5 protein-coding genes and 2 pseudogenes are annotated in these 24,113 nt (G+C 74.8%); all 7 read right to left on the reverse strand.

Features of this window, described 5'->3' with window-relative positions; genetic code table 11:
* Positions 1-147: 147 nt before the first annotated feature.
* Positions 148-1,392 (reverse strand): annotated as a pseudogene (locus ACTOQ3_RS04140) (AMP-binding protein); the annotation flags it as partial.
* Positions 1,369-2,616: pseudogene (locus ACTOQ3_RS04145) on the reverse strand (condensation domain-containing protein); the annotation flags it as partial. The pseudogenes ACTOQ3_RS04140 and ACTOQ3_RS04145, both read right to left, overlap by 24 nt.
* Positions 2,613-9,440 (reverse strand): amino acid adenylation domain-containing protein, encoded by a 6,828-nt coding sequence (locus ACTOQ3_RS04150; RefSeq protein WP_440082063.1) that lies wholly within the window; start codon positions 9,438-9,440, stop codon positions 2,613-2,615. The pseudogene ACTOQ3_RS04145 and the gene ACTOQ3_RS04150, both read right to left, overlap by 4 nt.
* Before the next feature lie 184 nt (positions 9,441-9,624).
* The gene (locus ACTOQ3_RS04155; RefSeq protein WP_440082064.1) at positions 9,625-12,915 is read right to left on the reverse strand and encodes a non-ribosomal peptide synthetase; all 3,291 of its coding nucleotides are present in this window, start codon (positions 12,913-12,915) and stop codon (positions 9,625-9,627) included.
* Positions 12,912-13,121 carry an MbtH family protein gene (locus ACTOQ3_RS04160; RefSeq protein ID WP_440082065.1) on the reverse strand — a complete coding sequence of 70 codons (210 nt, stop codon included), beginning with the start codon at positions 13,119-13,121 and terminating at the stop codon, positions 12,912-12,914. Before ACTOQ3_RS04160 ends, ACTOQ3_RS04155 begins: the two co-directional genes overlap by 4 nt.
* Positions 13,118-18,679: an SDR family NAD(P)-dependent oxidoreductase gene (locus ACTOQ3_RS04165; protein WP_440082066.1), complete on the reverse strand. Its 5,562-nt coding sequence runs from the start codon at positions 18,677-18,679 to the stop codon at positions 13,118-13,120. The genes ACTOQ3_RS04160 and ACTOQ3_RS04165 overlap by 4 nt, the downstream gene beginning before the upstream one ends.
* Positions 18,680-18,999: 320 nt before the next feature.
* Complete coding sequence (locus ACTOQ3_RS04170; RefSeq protein WP_440082067.1) at positions 19,000-24,096, reverse strand: amino acid adenylation domain-containing protein; 5,097 nt, start codon at positions 24,094-24,096, stop codon at positions 19,000-19,002.
* Between the last annotated feature and the right edge of the window lie 17 nt (positions 24,097-24,113).

Raw genomic sequence — 24,113 nt, forward strand, 5'->3', positions numbered from 1 at the left:
GGTGTCGAGGCGGCCGAGGTATTCGAGCTCGCCGTCGGGCCGCCATCGGGCCCGGTCCCCGGTGGCGTACAGGCGGGAACCCGGCGGTCCGTGGGGATCGGGGACGAAGCGCTCGGCGGTGAGGCCCGGCCGGCCCAGATAGCCGCGGGCCAGCTGGACCCCGCCGATGAACAGCTGCCCCGGGGTGCCCACGGGCGCCCGTCCGAACCGCTCGTCGAGCACCTCCAGGCGGGTGTTGTCGACCGGACGGCCGATCGGCACCGCCTGCTCGGCGGGGTCGCACCGGTGCCAGGAGACGTCGACCGCGGCCTCGGTCGGGCCGTAGAGGTTGTGCAGCTCCACCCCGGGAAGCCGTTCGGCGAAGCGCCGCACCAGGTCGGCGGGGAGCGCCTCGCCCGAGCACACCACCCTGCGCAGCCCGCCCGCGCCCGGCCCGTCCACAGCCGGCCCGCTCACGTCCGGCCCGTCCACCCGGTCCATGACCGGGGTGTCCGCGTTCGGGACGCCCAGGGCCTCCAGGCCGGGAGTGTCGAGGAACGGGTCCAGCATGGACGGCACGAAGTGCGCCGTGCTGACCCCCTCGCGAGCGATCAGCTCGGTGAGGTAGCCGGGCTCGTAGTGCCCGCCGGGCCTCGCCACCACCAGCCCCGCGCCGGTGACCAGCGGCCAGAACAGCTCCCACACCGACACGTCGAACGAGACCGGCGTCTTGTGCAGGACCCGGTCGGCAGGGGTGAGCCCGTACGTCGCCTGCATCCAGCGCAGCCGGTTCACGATCGCCCGGTGCGACACCCCGACGCCCTTGGGCCTCCCGGTCGACCCCGACGTGAAGATCACGTACGCGAGCGAGTCCGGCGGATCCTCCCGCGAGGAGATCTCGGTGGGAGCCTCCGGGGAAGCCGCCGAGACGGTGGGCAGCAGGACGACCCGCGTACCCTCAGGAGCCTCGCCCGCCAGGTCGGCGGAGGTCAGCAGTATCGAGGCGCCCGCGTCGTCGAGCATGCCCCGCGTCCGACCGGCCGGGTGGCCGGGCTCCAGCGGCAGGTAGGCGCCCCCGGCGGCGAGGACGCCCAGCAGCGCGGCGGGCAGGTCCGCGCTCCGTTCGAGCAGCACCCCCACCGGCTGATCGCGTGACACCCCGGCGCGGCGCAGTTCCCCGGCGATCGCCAGGGCCCGACCGGCCAGCTCGCGGTAGGTGGTCCACGAGCCCTCGAAACCCACGGCCGGAGCATCGGGCGTCCGCCCCGCCTGGGCGAACACCAGGCCGTGCAGCGTGCCGCCCGGGTGCTCGCGCCCGGTGGCGTTCCAGCGGTCGATCGCGTCGTTCTCCGCCTCGCCCACGCCCGGCTCGCCGGTCAGGGCGTCGATCACCCGCCCGGCCAGGGACTCCATCTGCTCCGCCGGGAACTGGGAGGCGTCGTAGGAGACCGTGAGGGTGAGGCCGCCGCCGGGCACCCGGACGAAGGCCACCGTGCACGGCATGTCGGTCTGTTCGAAGAACTCCTGCCCGGTGATCGCCACGCCGTCACCGGACAGCCCTCCGTACACGTGGAAGTCCCGGAAGTCGAACAGCGTGTCCAGCAGCGGCGAGCGGCCCGCGATCCGCTGGATCTCGAACAGCGGGTAGCGCCGGTACGGCACCGCGGCCACCTCGGCCTCGAAGACCCGCCTGACCAGCCCGGCCCGGTCGGCCCGGTCGTCGGCGTCGAGGCGGACCCGCAGCGGCAGCGTGTTGAGGAACAGCCCCAGCACCTCGCCGCCCCCCTCGGTCTCCGGCCTGCCGTGGCTGAGCACGCCGGTCATGACCTCCCGCTCGCCGGTGACCAGGCCCAGCGCCGTCACGTACGCGGCCAGCAGGGTGGTGCGCAGCGGGACCCGCAGCTCGCGGCTCTGCCGCTCCAGCGCCGCCACCGTCTCGTGCGGCACCGGTACGGCGACCACCTCGGCGGCGCGCGGCCCGCCGGCCGGGAACCCGGGCAGCCTGGGCAGGCGGCTCTCCGGGGCGTCCTCGACCCGATCCCGCCAGAACTCCCGCGCCGCCGCCGAGCCCACCGCGGCCCGCTCGGCCGCCACGAGATCCCTGAACAGGGCCCGGGGCGGGGCGGGTTCGCGCGAGCCGCGGGCGGCGTAGCGGCCCAGCAGCTCGGTGACGAGCGCCGCGACGCTCCAGCCGTCGAGGACGGCGTGGTGGAAGCTGAGGCTCAGTGCGAACTCGTCGTCGTCCAGCACGTGCGCGTACGCCCGCAGCAGAGGCGGCGACGACCAGTCGAACCCGGTGTGCTTCTCGGCCTCCCGCCACGCGGCCAGCCGCTCCCGGGGGCCGTCCCCGTCCGGACCGTCCCCGTCCGATCGCAGGTCGGCGACCTCCAGCGGGATGGTGGCGGTGTCGTGGACGAGCTGCAGCGGCTCGCTGAACCCGGTCAGGTCGAACGAGGTGCGCAGCACCGGGTGCCCGGCCGCGACCCCGGCCAGCGCCCCGGTCAGCGCCGGGACGTCCAGGGCGCCGCGCAGAGTGACGGTCATCAGGTCGTGGTAGGTGGGACTGTCCGGTTCGAGCTCGCTGTGGTAGAGCATCCCCGCCTGCAGCGCGGCCAGCGGGTACGCGTCCTCGATCATCGCTCGCCCTTCCTGAGCTTGGCCAGATCCGCGGCGCCGAGCATGCCGAACGCCTCGGTCGCCCCGGTCGCGGCCTCCGGCTCCGGGGTCGCCGTCGCGGCGGGCCCGGTGTCCGGTGTGTCCAGTACGGAGGCCAGTTCGGCCACGGTCTGGTGGGTGAACAGCTGCTGCAGGTCGAGCCCGTAGCCCAGGTCCCGCAGCCTGGCCACCACCGAGAGGCTGCGGATCGAGTCGCCCCCGACGCCGAAGAACCCGTCGTGACGGCCGACCTTGTTCAGGCCGAGCACGTCCTGCCACACCTGGGCGACGGCGCGTTCCGCGTCGGTGCGCGGCGGCTCCCAGGGGAGGTCGCCCCGGCCGGGCGGTGGCGGCAGGGCGGCCCGGTCGAGCTTGCCGTTGGGGGTGAGCGGGAGGGCCTCCAGCGTCACCCACGCGGTGGGGATCATGTGCTCGGGCAGCTCGCCCCTGAGCCACTCGCGGGGATCGGCGTCCCCAGCGTCCGCTGTATCCGCTGTGTCCCGCGTCCCCTCGCGCCGCACCCCGTACCCGACCAGCCGGGCTCCGGCGCCGTCGTGCCACACGCCGACGGCCACGGCGCTCAGGTCCGGGTGCCCGCCGAGCACGGCCTCGATCTCGCCGGGCTCGACGCGCATGCCGCGGATCTTGACCTGGGCGTCGAGGCGGCCGAGGTACTCGATCTCGCCGTCACGCCGCCATCGCGCCCGGTCCCCGGTGGCGTACAGGCGGGAGCCCGGCGGGCCGTAGGGGTCGGGGACGAACCGTTCGGCGGTGAGACCCGGCCGCCCCAGGTAGCCGCGGGCCAGCTGGACCCCGCCGATGAACAGCTCGCCCGGCGTCCCGGCCGGTACCGGGCGCAACGCCCCGTCCAGCACGTACAGGCGGGTGTTGGCCACCGGGCGGCCGATCGGGACGACCTTCTCGCCCGGCGTGTAGCGGTGCCGGGAGACGTCGACCGCGGCCTCGGTCGGCCCGTAGAGGTTGTGCAGCTCCACCCCGGGCAACCGCGCGGTCAGCCGCTCCGCCGCCCCGGCCGTCAGCTCCTCGCCGCTGCAGATCACCCGGCGCAGCGAGCCGCACTCCTCGATCCGCTCCTCCGCGGTGAAGGCGGCGAGCATCGAGGGGACGAAGTGCACCGTCGTGATTCCCCGCTCGACGACGAGGTCGCGCAGGTAGGCGGTGTCCCGGTGGCCGTCGGGGCGGGCGAGCACCAGGCGGGCCCCGCTGATCAGCGGCCAGAAGAACTCCCACACCGACACGTCGAACCCGGCGGGGGTCTTCTGGAGCACGGCGTCGCCCGCGTCCAGGCCGTACGTGTCCTGCATCCAGCGCAGCCGGTTGACGATCGCCCGGTGCGGCACCCCGACGCCCTTGGGCCTCCCCGTGGACCCCGAGGTGAAGATCACGTACGCGAGCGAGCCGGGCGGATCCCCCGCCCGGCTGCCCGCGTCCGCCGGTTCCGCTGAGGCGTCGAGGGCGGCGGTGAGTTCCACGGCCCCGGCGTCGGCGAGCATGGCCTCGACACGGCGCTCGGGCAGCCCCGGATCGAGGGGAAGGTAGGCGGCCCCGGCCTTGAGCACGGCGAGCAGCCGTACGGGCAGGTCGATCGAGCGCTCCGCCCGCACGGCGAACACCCGCTCCGCCTTCTTGCCGGCACCGGCGCGCAGCCGCGCGGCGAGCAGGTCGGCGCGGTCGTTCAGCTCCGCGTAGGTCAGCGTCTCGCCCTCGAAGACCACGGCCGGGGCGCCGGGAGTCCGCGCGGCCTGCGCCTCGACGAGACCGTGCAGCGTCTCCTCGGGCGGGTACGCGGTCTCGGTGGCGTTCCAGCCCGTCAGCACCAGGTCCCGCTCCCCGGGGGAGAGCATCTCCAGGTCGCCCACGCGGGTCCCCGGAGCGGCGACGGCCGCGCGCAGGAACGTCTCGAAGGACGCGGCGAGCCGCTCGACGGTCTCCGGCAGGAACAGGTCGCGGTTGTAGACGAACCTCGCCGCGAGGCCGGCACCGGTCTCCGAGGCGTACAGCTCCAGGTCGAACCGGGTCGAGGTGGTGTCCGGCACGAACGGCTCGGCCACCGGCCCTCCCGCCCGCTCGGCCGTGGACCCGGTCGTCCGCCCGGCCGCCGCCGCCGCGGCCCCGGTCCCCTCCCCAGGGGTGGACACCACGGGCCCGGCCACCGGTACGGGCCGTCCTGCCGGGACCGTGCCGCCCAGGTAGCTCTGCAGGGCGAAGAGCACCTGCACCACGGGCGGGCGGGTGGCGTCCCTGGCCAGGTCCAGTTCGGCGACCAGCTTCTCGAACGGCAACTCCTGGTGGCCGTAGACCTCCAGGGCCGCGTCGCGGGTGCGGCCGAGCAACTCGGTGAACGTGGGATCGCCCGCCAGGCGGGCCCGGAGCGGCAGCAGGTTCACGAACAACCCGACCACGTCCTCGAACTCCGTCAGGTCGCGACCGGCGACCGGCGAGCCCACCGCGAAATCGTGCTGTCCCGACCAGCGGGACAGCACGGCCTGGAACCCGGACAGCAGCGCCATGTAGAGGGTCGCGCCGCGTTCCCGCGCCAGGTCGCCGAGCGCCCCTGTGAGCCCGGCGTCCAGCCGCAGGTCGTGCCAGGCGCCCCGGTGCCCCTGCCGGACCGGCCGGGGCCGGTCGAGCGGAAGGTCGAGCGGGGGCAGCGCGGCCAGCTCCTCCCGCCAGAACTCCAGGTGCCGTTCCAGGCGCGGTCCGGCCAGGCGCTCGCGCTGCCAGAGCGCGTAGTCGCCGTACCCGACGCGCGGCTCCGGCCGGCCGGCGCGCTCGTTGCGGCCGTCGTGCCCGGAGAGCAGCTCGTCCAGCAGGAGTTCCGCCGACCAGCCGTCGGCCACGATGTGGTGGACGGCGACCAGCAGCACGTGGTCCGCCGGGGCGAGCCTGACCAGGGTCACCCGGAGCAGCGGGCCGTCGCCGAGGTCGAAGGGGCGTGCCGCGTCGGCGCTGACGACCCGCCGTGCCTCCGCCTCCGCCTCCGCCGCCTCCGTCCCGGAGCCGGCCGTCGCGGCCGGTCCCGTCGAAGCGGTCCCCGCCTCGACGACACGGATCGCGATTCGTGCCTCCGGGTCCCCGGCCGGGACGACCCGCACCTCGGGCCTTCCGTCGGAGGAGGCGGGGAAACGCATCCGCAGGCTCTCGTGCCGCGTCACGGCGGCGTCCAGCCGCGCGTCCAGCGCCGCGAGGTCCAGCGGCCCGCGCAGCCGTGCCGCGGCGGGCAGCACGTAGGCGCCGGTCCCCGGGCTGAACTGCTCCATGAACCAGAGCCGTTCCTGCGCGAACGACAGCGGCGGCGCCGTGCCCTCGGGCCGCCGTACCGGTCCGGGCCCCGCTTCGGGACCCGCGCCGGGCCCGGCCTCCGCCAGCGCGTCCAGCGCCTGCGCCAGCCTCCGTACGGACGGGTGACTGAAGGCCAGCTTCAACGGCACGTCCAGCCCGGTCGCCGCGGAGAGCCTGGCGATCGTCCTGGTCGCCAGCAGCGAGTGGCCGCCGAGCTGGAAGAAGTCGTCGAGCGCCCCCACCCGCTCCACTCCCAGCACCTCGGCCCACACCGAGCACACCAGCTCCTGCGTGGCGGTCTCCGGGGGCAGGTACCCCTCGTCCGAGCGGTGCTCGGGGGCGGGCAGCGCGCCCTGGTCGACCTTCCCGCTCGGGGTGAGCGGGATGCGCGCGACCTCCACCACGGCACTCGGCACCAGGTGCGGCGGCAGTTCCGCCGCGAGGTACTCCCGCAGCTCCCCGCCGTCGGGCCGGTGCCCGGACCGCTCGCGGGCACCTTCCGCCCGCTCATCGGCCACCCGCTCATCGGCCGCCTGCCCGCCGGCGGTCCGGTCGTGCCGTACGACGTAGGCGACCAGGCGGCGGTCGCCGGGGGTGTCCTCCCTGACCGTCACGGTCGCCCGGCCCACCCACGGGTGGGCCAGCAGGCGGGCCTCGATCTCGCCGGGTTCCACGCGGTAGCCCCGGATCTTCACCTGGCGGTCGAGGCGGCCGAGGATCTCCAGGCGCCCGTCGGGCCGGAACCTGGCCCGGTCGCCGGTGCGGTACAGGCGCGAACCTGCCGGGCCGTAGGGGTCGGGCACGAAGCGTTCCGCCGTCAGGGCGGGCGAGCCCAGGTAGCCGCGGGAGAGCCCGTCGCCGCCGACGCACAGCTCGCCGGGCGCGCCGGCGGGCACCCGGGCGCCGTGCTCGTCCAGCACGTGGACGCGGGTGGCGGACAGCGGGTGACCCACGGTCGGCCGCCTGGACGCCTCGGCAGGGTCGAGCTCCCCGGCGGTGGCGATGATCGTCGTCTCGGTCGGCCCGTAGCTGTTGACCAGGGTGACGCGCTCGCCGTGCGCCTCGTACCAGGCGGCGAGCGCCGGTCCCGGCAGCGGGTCGGCGCCCAGGATCAGCAGGCGCAGCGCGGGCGGCCAGGAGGTACGGGCGGCGACCAGCTCCTGCCAGTAGGAGGTGGGCAGGTCCATCACCGTCAGCGACGCGCCCCGCGGGGTCCGCAGGAAGTCGGGAAGCGGCTCGTCGGGGGCGAGCACCAGCTCGGCCCCCGAGGTGAGCGCCGGGTAGATCTCCTCGGCGTGCGTGTCGAAGCCCACGGAGGCGAACTGGAGCACCCGGTCGTCCGGCCGGATGCCGTACTCGGCGCGCATCCACGCCACCCGCGCGTCCAGCGCCCGCCGCTCGACCTGCACGCCCTTCGGGGTGCCGGTCGAACCGGAGGTGTAGATCACGTACGCCAGGTTCCCCGGCCCGCCGGGCCTCGTCACCCGGCCCTCCCCGGCGGACGTCGGGGCGCCGGGCTCGCCCGGCCCGTGAAGGCGCGCGCCGGACGGTGAGCCGTCCGCGGCATTCGGATCCTCTGCGGCCTTCCGGTCCTCCCCGGCGGCGGGGCCGTCCGCGACGCCGTCGAGCGGGATCGTCGGCAGGTCGCACTCCGGCGGGCCGCCCTGGGACAGCAGCAGCGCGGCCCCGCTGTCGCGCAGCATCCAGCGCAGCCGCTCGGCCGGGTAGGCGGGGTCGAGCGGGAGGTAGGCGCCTCCCGCCATGGCCGTCGCCAGCAGTGCCACGACCAGCTCGGGACCGCGCCGGGCGCACACCGCGACCACGGTCTCGGGGCCGGCCCCCTCAGCGGCCAGCCGCGCCGCCAGCCGCGCGGCGCGCTCGCGCAGCTCGGCGTAGCTCAGCCGCCGGTCGCCGTGGCTGACGGCGACCGCGTCCGGCGCCAGCCGCACCCGCTCCTCGAACAGCTCGACCACCCCGGCCGGACCGGCGGGATCGAGGGGTGAGGGAAGGGCGGTGGACAGGGACGCGGTGACCGCGGGCAGGCGGTCCTCGGGGAGCAGCATCGCGGCCCGCAGCCGGGACAGCGGGATGTCGGGATCGTCGGCGACGGCCTCCAGCACGCGCTCGTACCTGCGCAGCATCCTGGCCACCGTGTCCGGCTCGAACAGGTCGGCGTTGTAGGACAGCAGCGCGTACAGCGAGTCCGAGCGAGGCGTCACGTCGAGCATCAGGTCGAACTTGGCCTGCCGCGCTCCCGGATCGAACACGTCGGTCTCGATGCCGGGCATGACCAGCTCGGACGCCTCCTTGTCCTGCATCACGAACATCGCCTGGAACAGCGGCGTGGTGCTCAGGTCGCGTTCGACGCGCAGCTCGTTGAGCAGCCGCTCGAACGGGATGTCCTGGTGGGCGAAGGCGTCGAGCACCGTCGCCCGGACGCGGCCCAGCAACTCCCTGAAGCCGGGATCGCCCGACAGGTCGCCGCGGAGCGCGAGCGTGTTGGGGAAGAACCCGACGATCTGCTCCAGCTCGGGGCGTTCCCGTCCGGCGATCACCGACCCCACGCACACGTCGTCCTGCCCGGAGTGGGCGCCGAGCAGCGTCTGGAAGGCGGCGAGCAGCACCATGAACTGGGTGCACCGCTCGTCCCTGGCCAGCCGGTCCAGCCGGGCGGTCAGCTCCCGCCCGATCCGCCGCGCCGCGTAGTCGCCGTTGGACGACTTCACCGGCGGCCTGGGCCGGTCGGCGGGGACGTCCAGCGCGGGCACCCCGGCCAACTGCCCGCTCCAGTAGTCGAGCTGGCGGCGCACCCGCTCCTCGTCCAGCAGCCCGCGCTGCCAGGCCGCGTAGTCGGCGTACTCCAGCACCGGCGCCGGCAGGTCCGCCTCGCGTCCCTCCAGGTGCGCGCCGTAGCAGGCGGCGAGCTCGCCCAGCAGGATCTTCAGCGACCAGCCGTCGGCCACGATGTGGTGCAGCACCACGCACAGCACGTGGTCGGTCCCCGACATGGTGATCAGGTGGACCCGCAGCAGCGGCCCGGCCGCCAGGTCGAACGGGCGGTTGGTGAGGTCGGCGACCAGCTCGGTCGCGCGGGCCTCCCGCTCGGCGACGGGCAGCCGGGTGAGGTCGATCAGGTCGGGCTCGACCGGCAGGGGCGGCCCGATCTCCTGCACCGGGCTGCCCTCGTGCGAGGTGAAGCGGGCGCGCAGGGTCTCGTGCCGCTCCACCAGCCGGCCGAGCGCGTACCGGAGCGCCCCGATCGAGACGTGCCCGCGCAGCCGCTGCACCATGAACATGTTGTACGAGGCGTCGGAGGGGTCCAGCTGCTGCAGGAACCACAGGCGCTCCTGGCCGAACGACAGGGGAGGCGGCCCCCCGCCGTCCGCGCGCCGGGGGATGCCCGACGGCCGCTGCCGCGGCGGCGGCTGCCGCCGCAGCCTCTCCTCCAGCGCGGCCCGCTGTTCCGGGCTGAGCCGCGCCAGTTTCGCCCTCAGGTCACTCATCGGCGAGGCCCTCCAGCGCGGTGAACAGAGCCGCCGGTTCCTCTTTCGCCCTCAGGTCACTCATCCGCAGGGCCCTCCAGCGTGGCGAGCAGAGCCGCCGGTTCCTCTTTCGCCCTCAGGTCACTCATCCGCGGGGCCCTCCAGCGCGGTGAACAGAGCCGCCGGTTCCTCTTTCGCCCTCAGGTCACTCATCCGCGGGGTCCTCCAGCGTGGCGAGCAGCGCCGCCAGCTCCTCGTCGTCGTCCCCGAGCTGCAGCTCCAGCACGGCGAGGGCGTGCTCGGTCACCGTGGTGATCTCGAAGCACCGCCGCAGCGGCATCTCCACGCCGTACGTCTCCCGGTAGCGGGTGACCAGCAGCACCGCCAGCAGCGAGTGGCCGCCGAGCTGGAAGAAGTCGTCCTCGACGCCGATGCGCTCGCGGCCGAGCAGCTCGCTCCACAGCGCGCACAGCTCGGTCTCCAGCGGGGTGCGCGGCTCCGTGTACGGCGTTCCGAGGTCGGCCCGGCCCGAACCGGTCGGCGCGGGCAGCGCGCCCCGGTCGAGCTTGCCGCTGGGGCCGAGCGGGATGTGGTCGATCCCGACGAACGCCTGCGGGATGAGCGCGGCGGGCAGCTTCTTGGCGAGCGTCCTGCGCAGCTCCGCGGTGAGCGCCGAGGCGTCTCCCGACCAGTCGACGTATCCGACCAGCCCGCGCCCGCCGGGGGCGTCGTCGCGCAGCGCCACGACCGCCCGGCGCACCTTGGGATGCTCGGCGATCACGGCCTCGATCTCGCCGAGCTCGACTCGCCAGCCGTGCACCTTCACCTGGTCGTCCAGCCGCCCCAGGAACTCGATGTCCCCGTCGGCGCGGACCCTGGCCAGGTCGCCGGTCGCGTACAGCCGCGAGCCGGGCGGCCCGTACGGGTCGGGCACGAACCGCTCGGCCGTCAGGCCGGGGCGGCCCGCGTAGCCGCGCGCCACCTGGACCCCGCCGATGTGCAGGTGCCCGGGCACGCCGACCGGCGCCGGCCGGAGCAGGTCGTCCAGGACGTGCAGGCGGTTGCCCGGCATCGGCGGGCCGATGGGCAGCGTGTGCAGCGCGTCCACCCCCTCGGGCTCGACCCGCCAGGCGGTCACGTCGACCGCCGCCTCCGTCGGCCCGTACAGGTTGTGCAGCTCCACCCCGGGCAGCCGCTCGAAGAAGCGGGCGGCCAGGCGCGGCGGCAGCTCCTCGCCGCTGCAGATCACCCGCTTCAGCGAGTGGCACGACTCGATGCCGGTCTCCTCCAGGAACAGGGCCAGCATCGAGGGGACGAAGTGCGCGGTGCTCACCGAGTGCGCCTTGATCAGGTCGCGCTGGTGGTTGGGGTCGCGGTGCCCGCCCGGCCGGACCGGTACCAGGGACGCCCCGGTGACCAGCGGCCAGAAGAACTCCCAGACCGACACGTCGAAGCTCGTCGGCGTCTTCTGCAGGACCGCCTCGGCCGGGGTGAGGCCGAACCGGTCCTGCATCCAGGCGAGCCGGTTGACGATGCCCCGGTGGGTGTTGACGACGCCCTTGGGACGCCCGGTCGAACCCGAGGTGTAGATCACGTACGCGGCGTCGTCCGGGCCGGTCGCCGGAAGCGGCGTTCCCGGGGGCTGCGGTCCCCAGGTGTCGGGCGCGTCCAGCAGCACCGGTTTGACGGCGCCCTCGGGGAGCAGGTCGCGCAGGTGACGCTGGGTCAGCATCACCCGGGCCCCGCTGTCGGCCAGCATGAACGCCAGCCGCGACGGCGGGTACTCCGGGTCGAGGGGGACGTACGCCCCGCCCGCCTTGAGCACCGCGAGCAGGCCGACGACCAGCTCGGCCGACCGCTCTGCGCACACCGCCACCGGGCTGCCCCGCCGCACCCCGATCCCGCGCAGCCAGCGGGCCAGCTCGGTGGCGCGCCCGTCCAATTCCGCGTACGTCAGCGTGGCGTCGCCGGTGACCACGGCCGGCGCGTCCGGTGTCCTGGCCACCTGAGCCTCGATCAGAGAGGTCAGCGTCGTACCGGCCGCAGAGGTCCCGGAGGTCCCGGAGGTCCCGGAGGTCACGGAGGTCACGGAGGTCACGGCGTCCCGCGCGCCCGCCAGGAGGTCCACGACGCGCCCGGGGTCCTCGCCGGCGCCGAGCGCGACGACGTGGTCCCGCTGGGCGGGGGTCAGCAGCGGCAGCCGGGAGATCGGCGTCCCCGGGGCGGCGACCGCGGCCTCGACCAGCGTCTCCAGGCAGGCGCCGAACCGCTCGATCGTGGACCGGTCGAACAGGTCGGTGCTGTACTCCAGCCGGGTGTGCAGCCGCCCCTCGCGCATGTTGAGGTCCAGCTGCAGGTCCACCTTGGCGGTGCCGTTGGCGATCTGGCCCTCGTTGGTGTCGGCGGCCAGGTTGAACATCACCTGGTAGATCGGCGGCACGCTCAGGTCCCTGGTCGGCTGCAGCGCCTCCACCAGCCGCTCGAACGGCAGCTCCTGGTGGTCCAGGGCCTCGGCGACCGTGGTGCGCACCCGCCCGGCCGCCTCGGCGAACGTCGGGTCGCCGGTCAGGTCGGCGCGCAGCGCCACGGCGTTGACGAACATGCCGATGACGGGTTCGGTCTCCGGCAGCAGCCGCCCCGCGATGGGGGTGCCCACCACCACGTCGTACTGCCCCGACCAGCGGGCCAGCACGGTCGCGAACGCGGTGAGCATGACCGTGAACAGCGTCGAGTTCAGGTCCTTGGCCAGGCGCTCGATCCCGGCCGACACCTCAGGGGAGAACGCGCCCAGCTGCATCTCGCCCCGGTAGGAGCGGCTGCGCGGGCGCGGCCGGTCGGCGGGCAGGGCGAGGTCGGCCGGGATCCCGGCCAGCCGCTCCCGCCAGTGCGCCAGCTCCTCCTCGACGAACCGCCCGGTCAGCCGGTTCCGCTGCCAGACGGCGAAGTCGGCGAACTGGATGGGCAGCTCCGCCAGCTTGGGCTCGCGCCCCTCGCCGATGGCGTCGTAGCACTCCTCCAGCTCGTTGACGAAGACGTGGCTGGAGACGCCGTCGAACACGGTGTGGTCGAACACGCAGATCAGCCGCAGGTCGTCGTCGCCCATCCGCACCTGCCGCAGCCGCCACAGCGGCGCCTGGTCCAGCACGAACGGCGTGACCGAGTCCGATTTGGCCAGCCTGGCGAGCTCGGCCTCACGCTCGCCGGCGGGCAGGTGGGTGAGGTCGGTCTCGGTGATCCGCACCGGGGGGACGGCGCCGCTGACGATCTGCACCACCTGGCCGTCCCTGAACTCGAAGACGGTGCGCAGCACCTCGTGGCGGCGTACCACGTGGGCGACGGCGGCCTCCAGCCGGCGCGGATCGACCGGCTGGCGGGCGCTCATCGGCATGAGCATGCCGATGTTGTAGACGGCGAGCTCGGGTTCGAAGCGGGCGAGGAACCACATCCGCTCCTGCCCGGAGGAGGACGGGAAGACGTCCACCACCTGTTCTGTCATCCCGCGTCTCCCGCTTTCATCGCCTCGCGCAGGCTGCGCGGACGCATGTCGGTCCAGACCTGCTCGATGTGGGCCAGGCACTCGTCCCTGGTGCCGGTGAAGCCCGCGTCGTGCCAGCCGTCCGGGTTGTCGCGACCCGAGGGCCAGATGGAGTACTGCTCCTCGTCGTTGAGGACGACCTTGGTGTCGGGAAGGGGTTCGCTCACTGCTGCTCACTCCTGCGGGGGAGACGGGGGATCATGGTCTGGTTCGCGGCCGGGGCGGTCTCCGCCGCCGGCGCGGTGGCGCGTGCCTGCTCGATCAGCGCGGTGACGCCGGCCACCGTGGGCTCCTCGAAGAGGCTGCGCATCGGCAGCCGCACGCCCAGCTCCTTGCGGATCAGGGCGATGAGCTGTACGGCGATCAGCGAGTTGCCGCCGAGCTCGAAGAAGTCGTCGTCGACGCCGATGCGCTCGCCGCCGAGCACCTCGCTCCACAGCCGGGCGATGGCGGTCTCGACGTCGCCGCGCGGTGCCACGTAGTCGTCGGAAGCCGCGCCGCCGGGACGGGGGCGGTCCGACACGGCGGCCGGGTCCAGCTCCGTCTCGACCGTTTCCTGGGTGACCGATCCGACACCGGCCAGGTAGGCGGCCACCGGGGTCGCGGCGATCACCACCTGCGCGCCGAGAGGGGTGGCCAGCAGGCGGTGGAACGCCTCGGCGCCCTCGGCGGGGCGGATGCCGACCGCGTCGGGACCTCCGGCGGTCGTCGCGACCTGGCCGCCCTGGTCGGGGACGGTGACCGTGCCCGCCCGCTGGGCTCCGGCGTCGGCCGTCACCCCGGCCACCACGGCGTCGGTGTTGATGCGGCGCAGCACGTAGTCGGAGATCTCGGTGACGATCCTGCCGCCTGCGTCGATGAGCGTCACGTCGACCGCCAGCACCTCGTCGGTGCCGCTGTCGCGGAAGCGCATGTGGCTCCAGAACCTGCCGGGCAGCCGGTCTCTGACGGTGATGCGGCCGTAGCCGAGCGGCAGGTAGTGGCCGACGACGTCGATCCAGGTGAAGGAGGTGGCGCTGTCCAGCAGCGCCGGGTGCAGGCCCCAGCCGTCCAGGTCCTCCGACAGCTCCGCGGGCAGCTCGAACAGGCCCAGGGCCTCGTTCTGGCCGATGTACCACTTGCTCATGTGGCCCCAGTGGGGGCCGAGCGTGAGCAGCCCGGACAGCGGCACGCCGCCCTGCTCCTCGGACGCCGGGGTGCAGCGCTCGATGATCGCCGTCACGTCGGCGTGCCCGGCCGGCCCGGCGTCGACCTTGGCCGCGGTGCCGCGCGCGTGGGTGCGCTGCTCGCCGCCGATGACGCTGCGCACCTGGAAGTCCGCGCCGTCGGCCTCGGTGCTGAACGTCACCCGTATCTCCGCGGAGGACCCGTCGGCCACCGACAGCGGCTCGACGAACACCACGTCGCGCAGCTCGACGACGCCGGGGCCGGGCAGCACCACCTCGCCGGCGCAGCGGGCCAGCTCCAGGTGGCCGGTGCCCGGCAGCACCGGCACCCCGGAGATGCGGTGCCCGTCGAGCGCCCAGTGGGTCTCGGGGGAGAGGCTGCCCCCGGCCCAGCCGAGCTCCTCACCGTCGGCCTCGTGCCAGGCGGAGATCACGGGGTGGTCGACGGCCCTGATCCGGTCGCCGCGCTGCAGCGCCACGAACCCGGCGGGCGCGGCGACCTCGGCCGCCATGCCGACCTCCAGCCACTTGCCCCAGTTGGCGGAGACGACCGTGGCCGAGCCCCAGCCGTGCTCACCCCTGGCGTGCGCGTCGAGGAAGTTGTTGGCCGCGCAGTAGTCGACCTGGCCGAAGCCGCCCGCGACCGCGGTGATCGACGAGCAGAGCACCACGGCCTCCAGGTCGAGGTCGGCGAAGGCCTCGCGCAGCGCGAGCGTGCCGACCACCTTGGGCGCCAGCACCTCCTCGGCGGCGGCCCGCTCCTTGATCTCGGCCATGCCGCCGCCGGGCAGTCCCGCGGCGTGCACGATCACGTCCACCCGGCCGAACCCGGCGATCGTCTCCTCCCGCACCCTGCGCATGTCGGCGGGAGAGGTGACGTCGGCGGCGAGCACCAGGACCTCGGCCCCGGCCTCCTCCATCCTGCGGATCGCCGCGATCGCCCGGCCCGCGCGGCCGGCCTCGTGCGCGTCCCACTCCGCCCGGTCGGGCAGCCCGGACCTGGACAGCAGGACCAGCCGTACCCGGGCCCGCGCGGCGAGGTCCTCGGCGAGCGAGATGCCGATGCCGCCCAGGCCGCCGGTGATCAGGTAGACCTGCCCGTCCCGGGGGCCCGCCTGCCCGCCGACCGCCTCGGCCGTCTCCGGCGCGGACGCCCCGGCCGCGGGCACCTCCAGCTGCTCGTAGTGCTGCAGCCAGCGGCGGCCGCCCCTGATGCTCACGGTGGGCAGCAGCCCCGCCTCGTCCGGCTCGGGCCTCCTGCCCAGCTCCGCGGCGGCGTGCCTGGCCCAGTCGCGTCCCTCGACGTCGACGTGGCGCACCCGCAGCCACGGGGTCTCCAGCGGCACCACCCGGGGGAACCCGGCGAGGGTCGCGTGCTCAGGGCGGAGCAGGTCGCCGCCGGTGACGTCCTGGGCCCCCGAGGTGAGCAGCGTCAGCTCCACCCCGTCGGCGGCGTCGGCGGGCTGCGCCGCGGTCAGCGCCTGCACCAGGGCCAGCACGCTGAAGAAGCCGCGGTCCTGAGCCTTCCAGGTCCCCTCGGTCCCGGCGGCGGGCTCACCGCCGACGGTCCACGCGTGGACCACCCGTCCCGGCACCTCGCCCACGGCCGACAGCAGCGCGTCGTAGTCGGCCCGCTCGGCGGGACGCACGGTGTGGACGCCTTCCGGGTTCTCCGAGGAGAACCCGTCGCCGGGCCGCACCTCGATCACCTCGGTCCCCGTCGCGCGCAGCGCGTCCACCAGCCCGGCCGAGCCGTCGTCGGCGAACACCAGGGCCCGGGTGACCGGCGACAGCGGCGCCGGTCCCGGCGGGACCTGCCGCCACACCGGCACGCTGAACCAGCGGTCCAGCGGCAGGTCGTCCTCGACCGGCGCGGGGTTGGCCACGCCGCCGACGAACGCGCCCTGCGGGTCGGGGTCGATCCAGGCGCGCTGGCGCTCCCACGGGTAGGTCGGCAGCGAGACCCGGTTGCCCTCCTCGCCGAACGCCTCCAGCGCGACGCCGTTCACCCACAGGGTGCCGTACGCGGCCGACAGCACGGCAGTGTCTCCGGTGTCGCCACCGGCGTCCTTGGGGCCGGGCAGGGAGGGCAGCGGCGCGACCGCGCCCGGCGGGGTCTGCGCCCTGGCCAGCCCGGACAGCTGCCTGCCGGGGCCGCACTCGATCATGATCCAGTCGCCGTCGGCGAGCAGGGCCGCCACGCAGTCGCCGAACAGCACCGGCTCGCGCATGTGCCGGGCCCAGTACGACGGGTCCGTCGCCTCGTCCGCGGTGATCCAGGTGCCGGTCACGTTCGACAGGAACGGCAGGCTCGGCGCCGACCGCTCGACCCCGGCGACCAGCGCGTGGAACTCGCCCAGGATCGGGTCCATCATCGAGGAGTGGAAGGCGTGGGAGGTGCGCAGCTCCATCCTGCCGACGCCCTCCTCCTCCAGCAGGGCCGACAGCTCGGCGATCGAGGCCGGGGGACCGGCCACCACGCACGTGCCGGGCCCGTTGACGGTCGCCACCGACACGCCGTCGGGCAGCAGCGGCCCGATCTCGTCCGGCGCGAGCTGCACGGCGAGCATCGCCCCGGCGGGCATGCCCTGCACCAGGCGCCCCCTGGCGGCCACCAGCCGCAGCGCGTCCGGCAGGCTGAAGACCCCGGCCACGGTCGCCGCGACGTACTCGCCGATGCTGTGGCCGATCATCCCGGCGGGCTCGACGCCCAGCGAGCGCCAGAGCGCGGCCAGGGCGTACTCCACGGTGAACAGGGCGGGCTGGGTCAGCGCGGTCTGCCGCAGCCGCTCGTCGGCGTCCTCGCCGGTGGCGAAGATCAGCTCGCGCAGGTCCTCGCCCAGCACGGGCCGCAGGATCTCGGCGCACTCGTCGACCGCGTCCCTGAAGACCTCCTCGGTGCGGTACAGCTCGGCGCCCATGCCCGCGTACTGCGAGCCCTGCCCGGAGAACAGGAACGCCGGGCGCGGGGTGCGCCGTGAGGCGGCACCGGAGACCGTGCGCTTGGGGTCGCGGAGCGCGGCGACCGCGTCGGCGACGTCGGAGGCCACCACCGCGCTCCTGCGCGACAGCTCCCTGCGCCCCACCCGCAGGGTGTGGGCGACGTCGGCCAGGTCGGCGTCGGGGTGGGCCTCCAGGTGCGAGGCCAGGCGCTCGGCGGCTGCGGCCAGCGCGGTGTCGGTCCTGCCCGACAGCCGCAGCAGGTGCGCCGGGCGGGGCTCGCGCCCCTCGCGCTCCTGGCGGGAGGGCGCCGGCGCCTCCTCCAGCACGATGTGCGCGTTGGTGCCGCCGATGCCGAACGAGCTGACGCCCGCCCGCCGGGGGAAGCCGTTGCGCTCCCACTTGGTCGGCGCGCCCGTCACGTAGAACGGGCTCCGCGCGAAGTCGATCTTCGGGTTGGGGCTCTCGTAGTGCAGCGTCGGCGGGATCAGCCCGTTCTCCAGGGCCAGCACCGCCTTGATGATGCTGGCGATGCCCGCCGACTGGCCCAGGTGGCCGATGTTGCTCTTGACCGAGCCGATGCCGCACCACTGGGTGTCGTCGGTGTCCTGGCCGAACACGCTGCTCAGCGCCGCGACCTCGATCGGGTCGCCCAGCGCGGTGCCCGTGCCGTGCGCCTCGACGTAGGTGACGGTGCGCGGGTCGACCCCGCCCACCCCGAGCGCCTGGGCGATCACCGCGGCCTGGCCGTCCATGCTGGGCGCGGAGAACCCGACCTTGCTCGCGCCGTCGTTGTTGATCGCGTTGCCCAGGATGACCGCCCGGACGTTGTCGCCGTCCTCGATCGCCTCCGACAGCCGCTTCAGCACGATCACGCCGCCGCCGCTGCCCCAGATCGTCCCGGCCGCCTTGGCGTCGAAGGCCCGGCAGTGGCCGTCGGGGGAGACGATCCCGTCCTCGTCGTACACGTAGCCCTGGCCCTGCGGCAGGTCGAGCATCGCGCTGCCCGCCAGGGCCATGTCGCACTCGCCGTTGCGCAGGGCCTCGGCGGCGACGTGGATCGCGACCAGCGAGGTCGAGCACGCGGTGTGCAGGGTGTAGCTCGGGCCGCGCAGGTCCAGCTTGTACGACGACAGCGTGGCGCAGTAGTCGACGTGGTTGCCGACCATGACGGCGAGCCAGCCCGCGTTCGCGTGGGCCTGCGCGTTGCTCCTGATGTTGATCCACTGGTAGAAGTCCCCGCCGGAACCGGCGTAGACGCCGATCTCGCCCGGATACCTGAACGGGTCGTAACCCGCGTCCTCCAGGGCCGTGTGCGACAGTTCGAGGAAGAGCCGGTGCTGCGGGTCCCGGATCTCCGCCTCCCTGATCGACATGCCGAAGAACGCGGCGTCGAACCCCTGGTGGTCGTCGAGCATCATCGCGGCCGGTACGAAGTCCGGGTCGTCGAGGATGTGGTCGGGCACGCCGAGCGCCCGCTGTTCCTCGCGGGTGAAGTGCGTCAGCGACTCGACTCCGTCGGCGAGGTTGCGCCAGAACTGCCTGGCGTCCCCGGCTCCCGGCACCCGGCACGAGAGGCCGATGATCGCGATCGGTTCGACGGTGGGCTCCTCGGCCATGCGGGGGTCCCTTTCTTCCATGCCTGGCGCGGTCGGCGCCGGTGCGGGGGGTTGGACGGGGATCGGTGCGGTTTCCGGTGCGCGAGGTCGTGCGGGTGGCGACGGGATCGCCGGCTCGGTCGTCGGGTGGGTCACCGGCCGGGTTCGCGCTCCGGGAGGTCGTGCGGTAGCCGGTTCGGTCTCGGATGTGAGGGGGTGGACGGGTGTAGGTCCGGCCTCGGGGGCCGAAGGGGGTGCGGATGTCGGTTCGGGTGCGGGCCCGGATTCGGCTGCGGGGCCGCGTCCGGGCTCGGATTCGGGTGCGGGTGATTGCGCGGTTGTCAGCTCGGCTTCCTTGAGCGGTCCTTGAGGCGGTCCCGCCGCACGGCGAGCCGCCGTGCGGCGCGGTCGAGGCCCGGAGTGGGGCCTCCACCGTCGAGATGCGCGGCGAGCGCGCGGATGGTCGGGTGGCGGAACAGGTCCACGATCGGGATCTCCCGGCCGAGGGCCGAGCCCAGGCGGGCCTGGACGGCGGCGATCGCCAGCGAGTGGCCGCCGATCTCGAAGAAGTTGTCGGCCGCGCCCACCCGCGGCACGCCGAGCACGGCCCGCCACACCTCGGCCACGGCCCGCTCGGTCGGGCCTGACACCTCCCCGCCCGCCTCGCCTCCCGGCCGGGACGCGGGGCGGCGCAGCGCGGCGCGGTCGACCTTGCCGTTGGGGGTGAGCGGCAGCGTGGGGACCACGATCACCTCGGCGGGCACCGCGTGCTCGGACAGCACCGCGCGCAGGTGGTCGAGCAGCCGCGGCGCGGCCAGCCCGGGCCTGCGGGGCACCGCGTAGGCGTGCAGCACCGTCTCGCGCCGCTCGTCCCGGTCGGCCACCGCGGCGGCGGCCCGGACCTCGGGGTGCGCGGACAGCGCCGCCTCGACCTCGCCGAGTTCCACCCGGAAGCCGCGGATCTTCACCTGGTCGTCGCGCCGTCCGGCGATCGTCACCGTGCCGTCGGGGTTGAGGCGGCCGAGGTCGCCGGTGACGAAGGCGTCCCCGGTGAAGCGGAGCCGGGTGAGCCCGGCGTCGAGATAGCCGGTCGCCAGGTTGGCGCTGCGCACGACCACCTCGCCCAGCTCGCCCACCCCGGCCCGGCCGCCGTGCCCGGCGACCACGACCAGCTCGCTGCCCTCGACACCGCGCCCCGCGGGGACGGGTTCCGCGCTCTCGCGCACCCCGGCGGGGATCTCGTACCAGGCGTGGGCCTGCGGGGTCTCGGTGGTGCCGTAGAAGGCCACCAGGCGGGCGGCCGGGACCAGGCGGCGCAGCCGCGCGGCGTCGGCGTGGGTGAGCCGGTCGCCGCCGGTCGCGACCAGCCGGACCTCGGGCAGCGCCGCGCCGGTCCCGCAGAGCATCCTGGCCAGCTGCGGGGTCAGGTGCAGGACGGTGACGCGGTGCTCGCGCAGCCACGCGACCAGCCGGACGGGGTCGCGGAGCAGTTCCCGCTCCGGCACGCACAGCCGGGCGCCGGTGGCGAGCGGCACGAACACGTCGCGCAGCGCGGGGTCGTGCGCCAGGCCCGACAGCAGGGCGAAGCGGTCGGCCGGGGTCACCGCGAAGGTCGCCGCGTACCAGGCGACGAAGTGCGCGAGCGGCCCCTCACCGGTCACCACCGGCTTGGGGTCGCCGGTGGTCCCCGAGGTGAGCGACAGGTAGCCCCGCTCGGGGTGCGGGTCCCGCGGCGCCTCGCCCGTCCCCGGCGTCCGCGTGCCGGACGGCCCGGTTCCGGACGGCCCGGTCTCCGGGAGCGTGATCTCCGGGAGGCCCTCCAGGGAGGGCGCGCCCGGGCAGCGCAGTGCCGCCACGGCCCCGGCGGCGGCGGCCTGGCGGGCCAGCACCGGCGCCGGGTGCGCCGGGTCGAGGATCACCCAGCGGGCCCCGCCGGCCAGCACCCCCAGCAGCAGCCCGGGAAGCTCGGGGACCCGCGCGGCGAGCACCGCGACGGCCTGGCCCGGCTCCACCCCGGCCGCACGCAGCGCCGAGGTCGTCCGATGGCGCAGCGCGGTGAGCTCGGCGTGCCCCAGGACCCGCCCCGCGCCCTCCACCACGACGTCGCCGTGCAGGGTGTCCAGCGGCCCGGGACCGTCCCAGACCGGCAGCGCGGTGGGTGGTTCCTGCGGGGCCAGCCGGGCCTCGCGCGCGGCCCCGCCCGGGTCGGCGAGCAGGTCGCCCAGCAGGTGCGCGTAACCGGCCAGCAGGGCGTCCATCCTGGCGGCGGAGAACAGGTCGGGGTTGTAGACGAGCTGCAGGGCATATCCGTCGCCGCGCTCGCTGACGTACATCGTCAGGTCGAACAGCGCGCCCGGCAGGCCGGCCGGCAGCGGCTCGGTCACGCACCCGGGCAGGTCCAGCTTGGGCTCGGCGAAGTTGTACATGTTGAACAGCACCTGCGTCACCGGGTTGCGCCCCAGGTCGCGCGGCACGCGCAGCGCCTCCACGACGCGCTCCAGCGGCACGTCGCCGTGGGAGACGACCTCGGCGAGCTCGTCGCGGCAGCGGACCACGTGCTCCTCGAACGAGGCCTCGGGGTCCTGGCGCAGCCGCAGCGGCAGCATCCGCACGCACATGCCGATCAGCGACTCGAACGCGACGTGCCCCCGGTCGGCGTACGGGGTGCCGACGAGCAGGTCCCGCTGCCCCGACAGCCTGGCGAGCAGCTGCGCGAACGCCGCCAGCAGCACCGGGTACGGGGTGACCCCCAGCCGGACCGCCAGCTTCCTGACACGGTCCCCGATCTCGGCGTCAATCTCCGCTGTTCGGAGCGCTCCAAAAAAAGTTTGCACAGGTGGGCGGGGGGTGTCCCTGGGCAGGTCGAGCACCATGGGGGCGTCCCTGAGGTGCTCGCGCCACCAGTCGACCCCGTCGCCGTCCGAGCGCTCCCTCGACCAGCGCGCGTAGTCGGCGAACGACGCGCCCGCCGGCACCCGGGGCTCGCCACGGTAGGCGGCGCTCAGGTCCCGGTAGAAGACGTCCTGGGACCAGCCGTCGAAGACGATGTGGTGCGCGGTCACCGCGAGCACGTGGTCGTCCTCGGCCAGCCGGATCAGCCTGGCCCGCACCAGCGGGTCGCGCGCCAGGTCGAACCGTGTCCGCGCCTCCTTCTCCAGCGCCGCCTCCAGCGCGGCCTCGGGGCGGGGGAGCGCGGAGAGGTCGTCGAGCGGGAGCGGCACCTCGCCGGGCGGGACGACCGTCACGTGGGGCACGCCGTCGCGGGAGGTGATCCGCCAGCGCAGCGTCTCGTGCCCGGCCACCACGGACTCCAGGGCCTCTCGCAGCGCGCGGTGGTCCAGCGGGCCGCGCACGCGCTCGGCCATCGCGATGTTGTGGGCGGGGGTGTCGGGGGCGAGCCGCTCCACGAACCACATGCGCCGTTGCGCGGGCGACAGCGACGGAGGCTCGCCCGAGAAGGAGGACCCCTCGGCGTCCCGCGAGGGGGCGTTCTCGACATCGGACGAGAGGGCGCCGTAGGTGCGGGCCGCGTAGACGTCCTCGACCGAGATGTCCCGGCCGAGCTCCGCCCTGATGGCCGACACCAGGCGCATCGCCCGCAGCGAGTGCCCGCCGCGCTCGAAGAAGTCGTCGTCGGGGCCGGGGGCGGGGGCGTCGAGCACCCGCGCCCAGATCCCCGCCAGTCCCGAGGCCCCGGCCGCGTTCCCGGCCGTGTTCCCGGTGATGTTTCCGGCCGTGTTTCCGGCGGCGTTCCCGTTCGTGCCCCCGGAAACCCCGGAGGCGTTCCCGGCGAGGCCGCGCAGGGCGGCGAGGTCGACCTTGCCGGAGGCGTTCAGCGGCAGGGAGGGAACGTGCACCACGCGGGTGGGCAGCATGTAGACCGGCAGCCGCCCGGCGCAGTGCACCCGCAGGGCGGCCAGCCCCGGCGCGTCCAGCGGCGCGACGTAGGCGACCAGCTCGCCGGGGGCGTCGACCACCGCCTGCGTCACCCCGGGGTGCGCCCGCACCACCGACTCGACCTCGCCGATCTCGACCCGCTGCCCCTGGATCTTCACCTGCCGGTCCAGCCGGCCCATGAACGCGATCCGGCCGTCCTCCTGCCAGGCGACGTGGTCGCCGGTGCGGTAGAGCCGCGCCCCGGGCACGCCGCCGAACGGGTCGGGCACGAACCTCTCGGCCGTCATGCCGGGCAGGCCCAGGTAGCCGCGGCTCACCTGGGGCCCGCCGATGTACAGCTCGCCGGGAACGCCGACGGGACACTCGCGCATGTCCTCGTCCAGGATGTGCGCCCGGCAGCCGCGCAGGGGGTACCCGATCGGCAGCGACCGCTCCCAGGTCCCCGACAGCTCGGTGCCGACCACGCAGACGGTGGTCTCCGTGGGGCCGTACCAGTTGTGGAAGCGGGTGTGCGCCGACCAGCGGGCCACCTGCTCGGGACCCGGCGGCTCGCCGGCCGTGACCAGGTCGCGCAGGTGCGGCAGCCGGGCCGGGTCGACCAGCGGCAGCAGGGCGGGCGGGACGAACCCCCAGGTGACGTCGTGCGCCTCCAGGAACCGCTGCAGGCGGGCCGGGTCGGTCCTGTCCTCGTCCGGCACCAGCTGCACGCAGCCGCCCACGGTGAGCGGCGCGAGCATGTCGAGCACCGAGACGTCGAACCCGAGCGCGGAGAACGCGATCGACCGGCAGGTGCCGTCCAGGCCGAAGTGGGCCGCCGCGGCCGAGGCGAACGCGACCACGGAGGCGTGGCTCACGACCACGCCCTTGGGCCGCCCGGTCGATCCGGACGTGTACAGAACGTAGGCGGCGTTCCCCGGCAGCGCCGGGCCACCGCCGACGATCTCGGCGGCGCGCTCCGCCGCGATTTCGGTCAGGTTTCCGGCCGGGGTTCCGGCGGCGATTCCGGAGCTGGTTTCGGACACGGTTCCGGTCGCGGCGCGCGTTTCCGGCTCGATCAGGGGACGCCCGCATCCGTCCAGCAGCATGCGGCCGTGGCCGTCGGCCACGACGACCGCGACGCCCGCGTCGTCGAGCACCTCCTCGAGCCGCCGGCGTGGATGCGCCGGGTCGAGGGGGACGTACGCGCCGCCCGCCATCATGATGCCGAGGACGGCGACGGTCATCAGCGGTGTGCGCCTGGCACAGAGCCCGACCCGGTCCTCGGGACGGACCCCGAGGACGCGTAGCCGCAGCGCAAGCGCGGTGGCGGCGCCGATCAGCTCGCGGTAGGTGAGGCTGGTCTCCCACTGGCGGATCGCCGGCGCGGAGGGCGTCCGCGCCGCCTGGGCGGCGACGAGGTCGCACAGCAGCGCGTCCGGGGCGATGTGGGATGGTCCGGCCGTCCAGGCGGCGGGAGCGGGAGCCGTCGGCGGCACCGGTGGAGTGGACGACGGACCGTGCAACGAGGCGGACGACGAGTCCCCCCGCATCGCTTCGAGCATTCACCCCCCATAGCCCT

Source organism: Streptosporangium sp. LJ11 (assembly GCF_051918945.1).
Taxonomy (GTDB): domain Bacteria; phylum Actinomycetota; class Actinomycetes; order Streptosporangiales; family Streptosporangiaceae; genus Streptosporangium.

Excerpts from the sequence above, each read along its gene's own strand:
- ACTOQ3_RS04155 (WP_440082064.1), bottom strand. The coding sequence starts at position 12,915 with ATGACAGAACAGGTGGTGGACGTCTTCCCGTCCTCCTCCGGGCAGGAG.
- ACTOQ3_RS04165 (WP_440082066.1), bottom strand. The coding sequence starts at position 18,679 with ATGGCCGAGGAGCCCACCGTCGAACCGATCGCGATCATCGGCCTCTCG.
- ACTOQ3_RS04170 (WP_440082067.1), bottom strand. The coding sequence starts at position 24,096 with ATGCTCGAAGCGATGCGGGGGGACTCGTCGTCCGCCTCGTTGCACGGT.
- ACTOQ3_RS04150 (WP_440082063.1), bottom strand. The coding sequence starts at position 9,440 with ATGAGTGACCTGAGGGCGAAACTGGCGCGGCTCAGCCCGGAACAGCGG.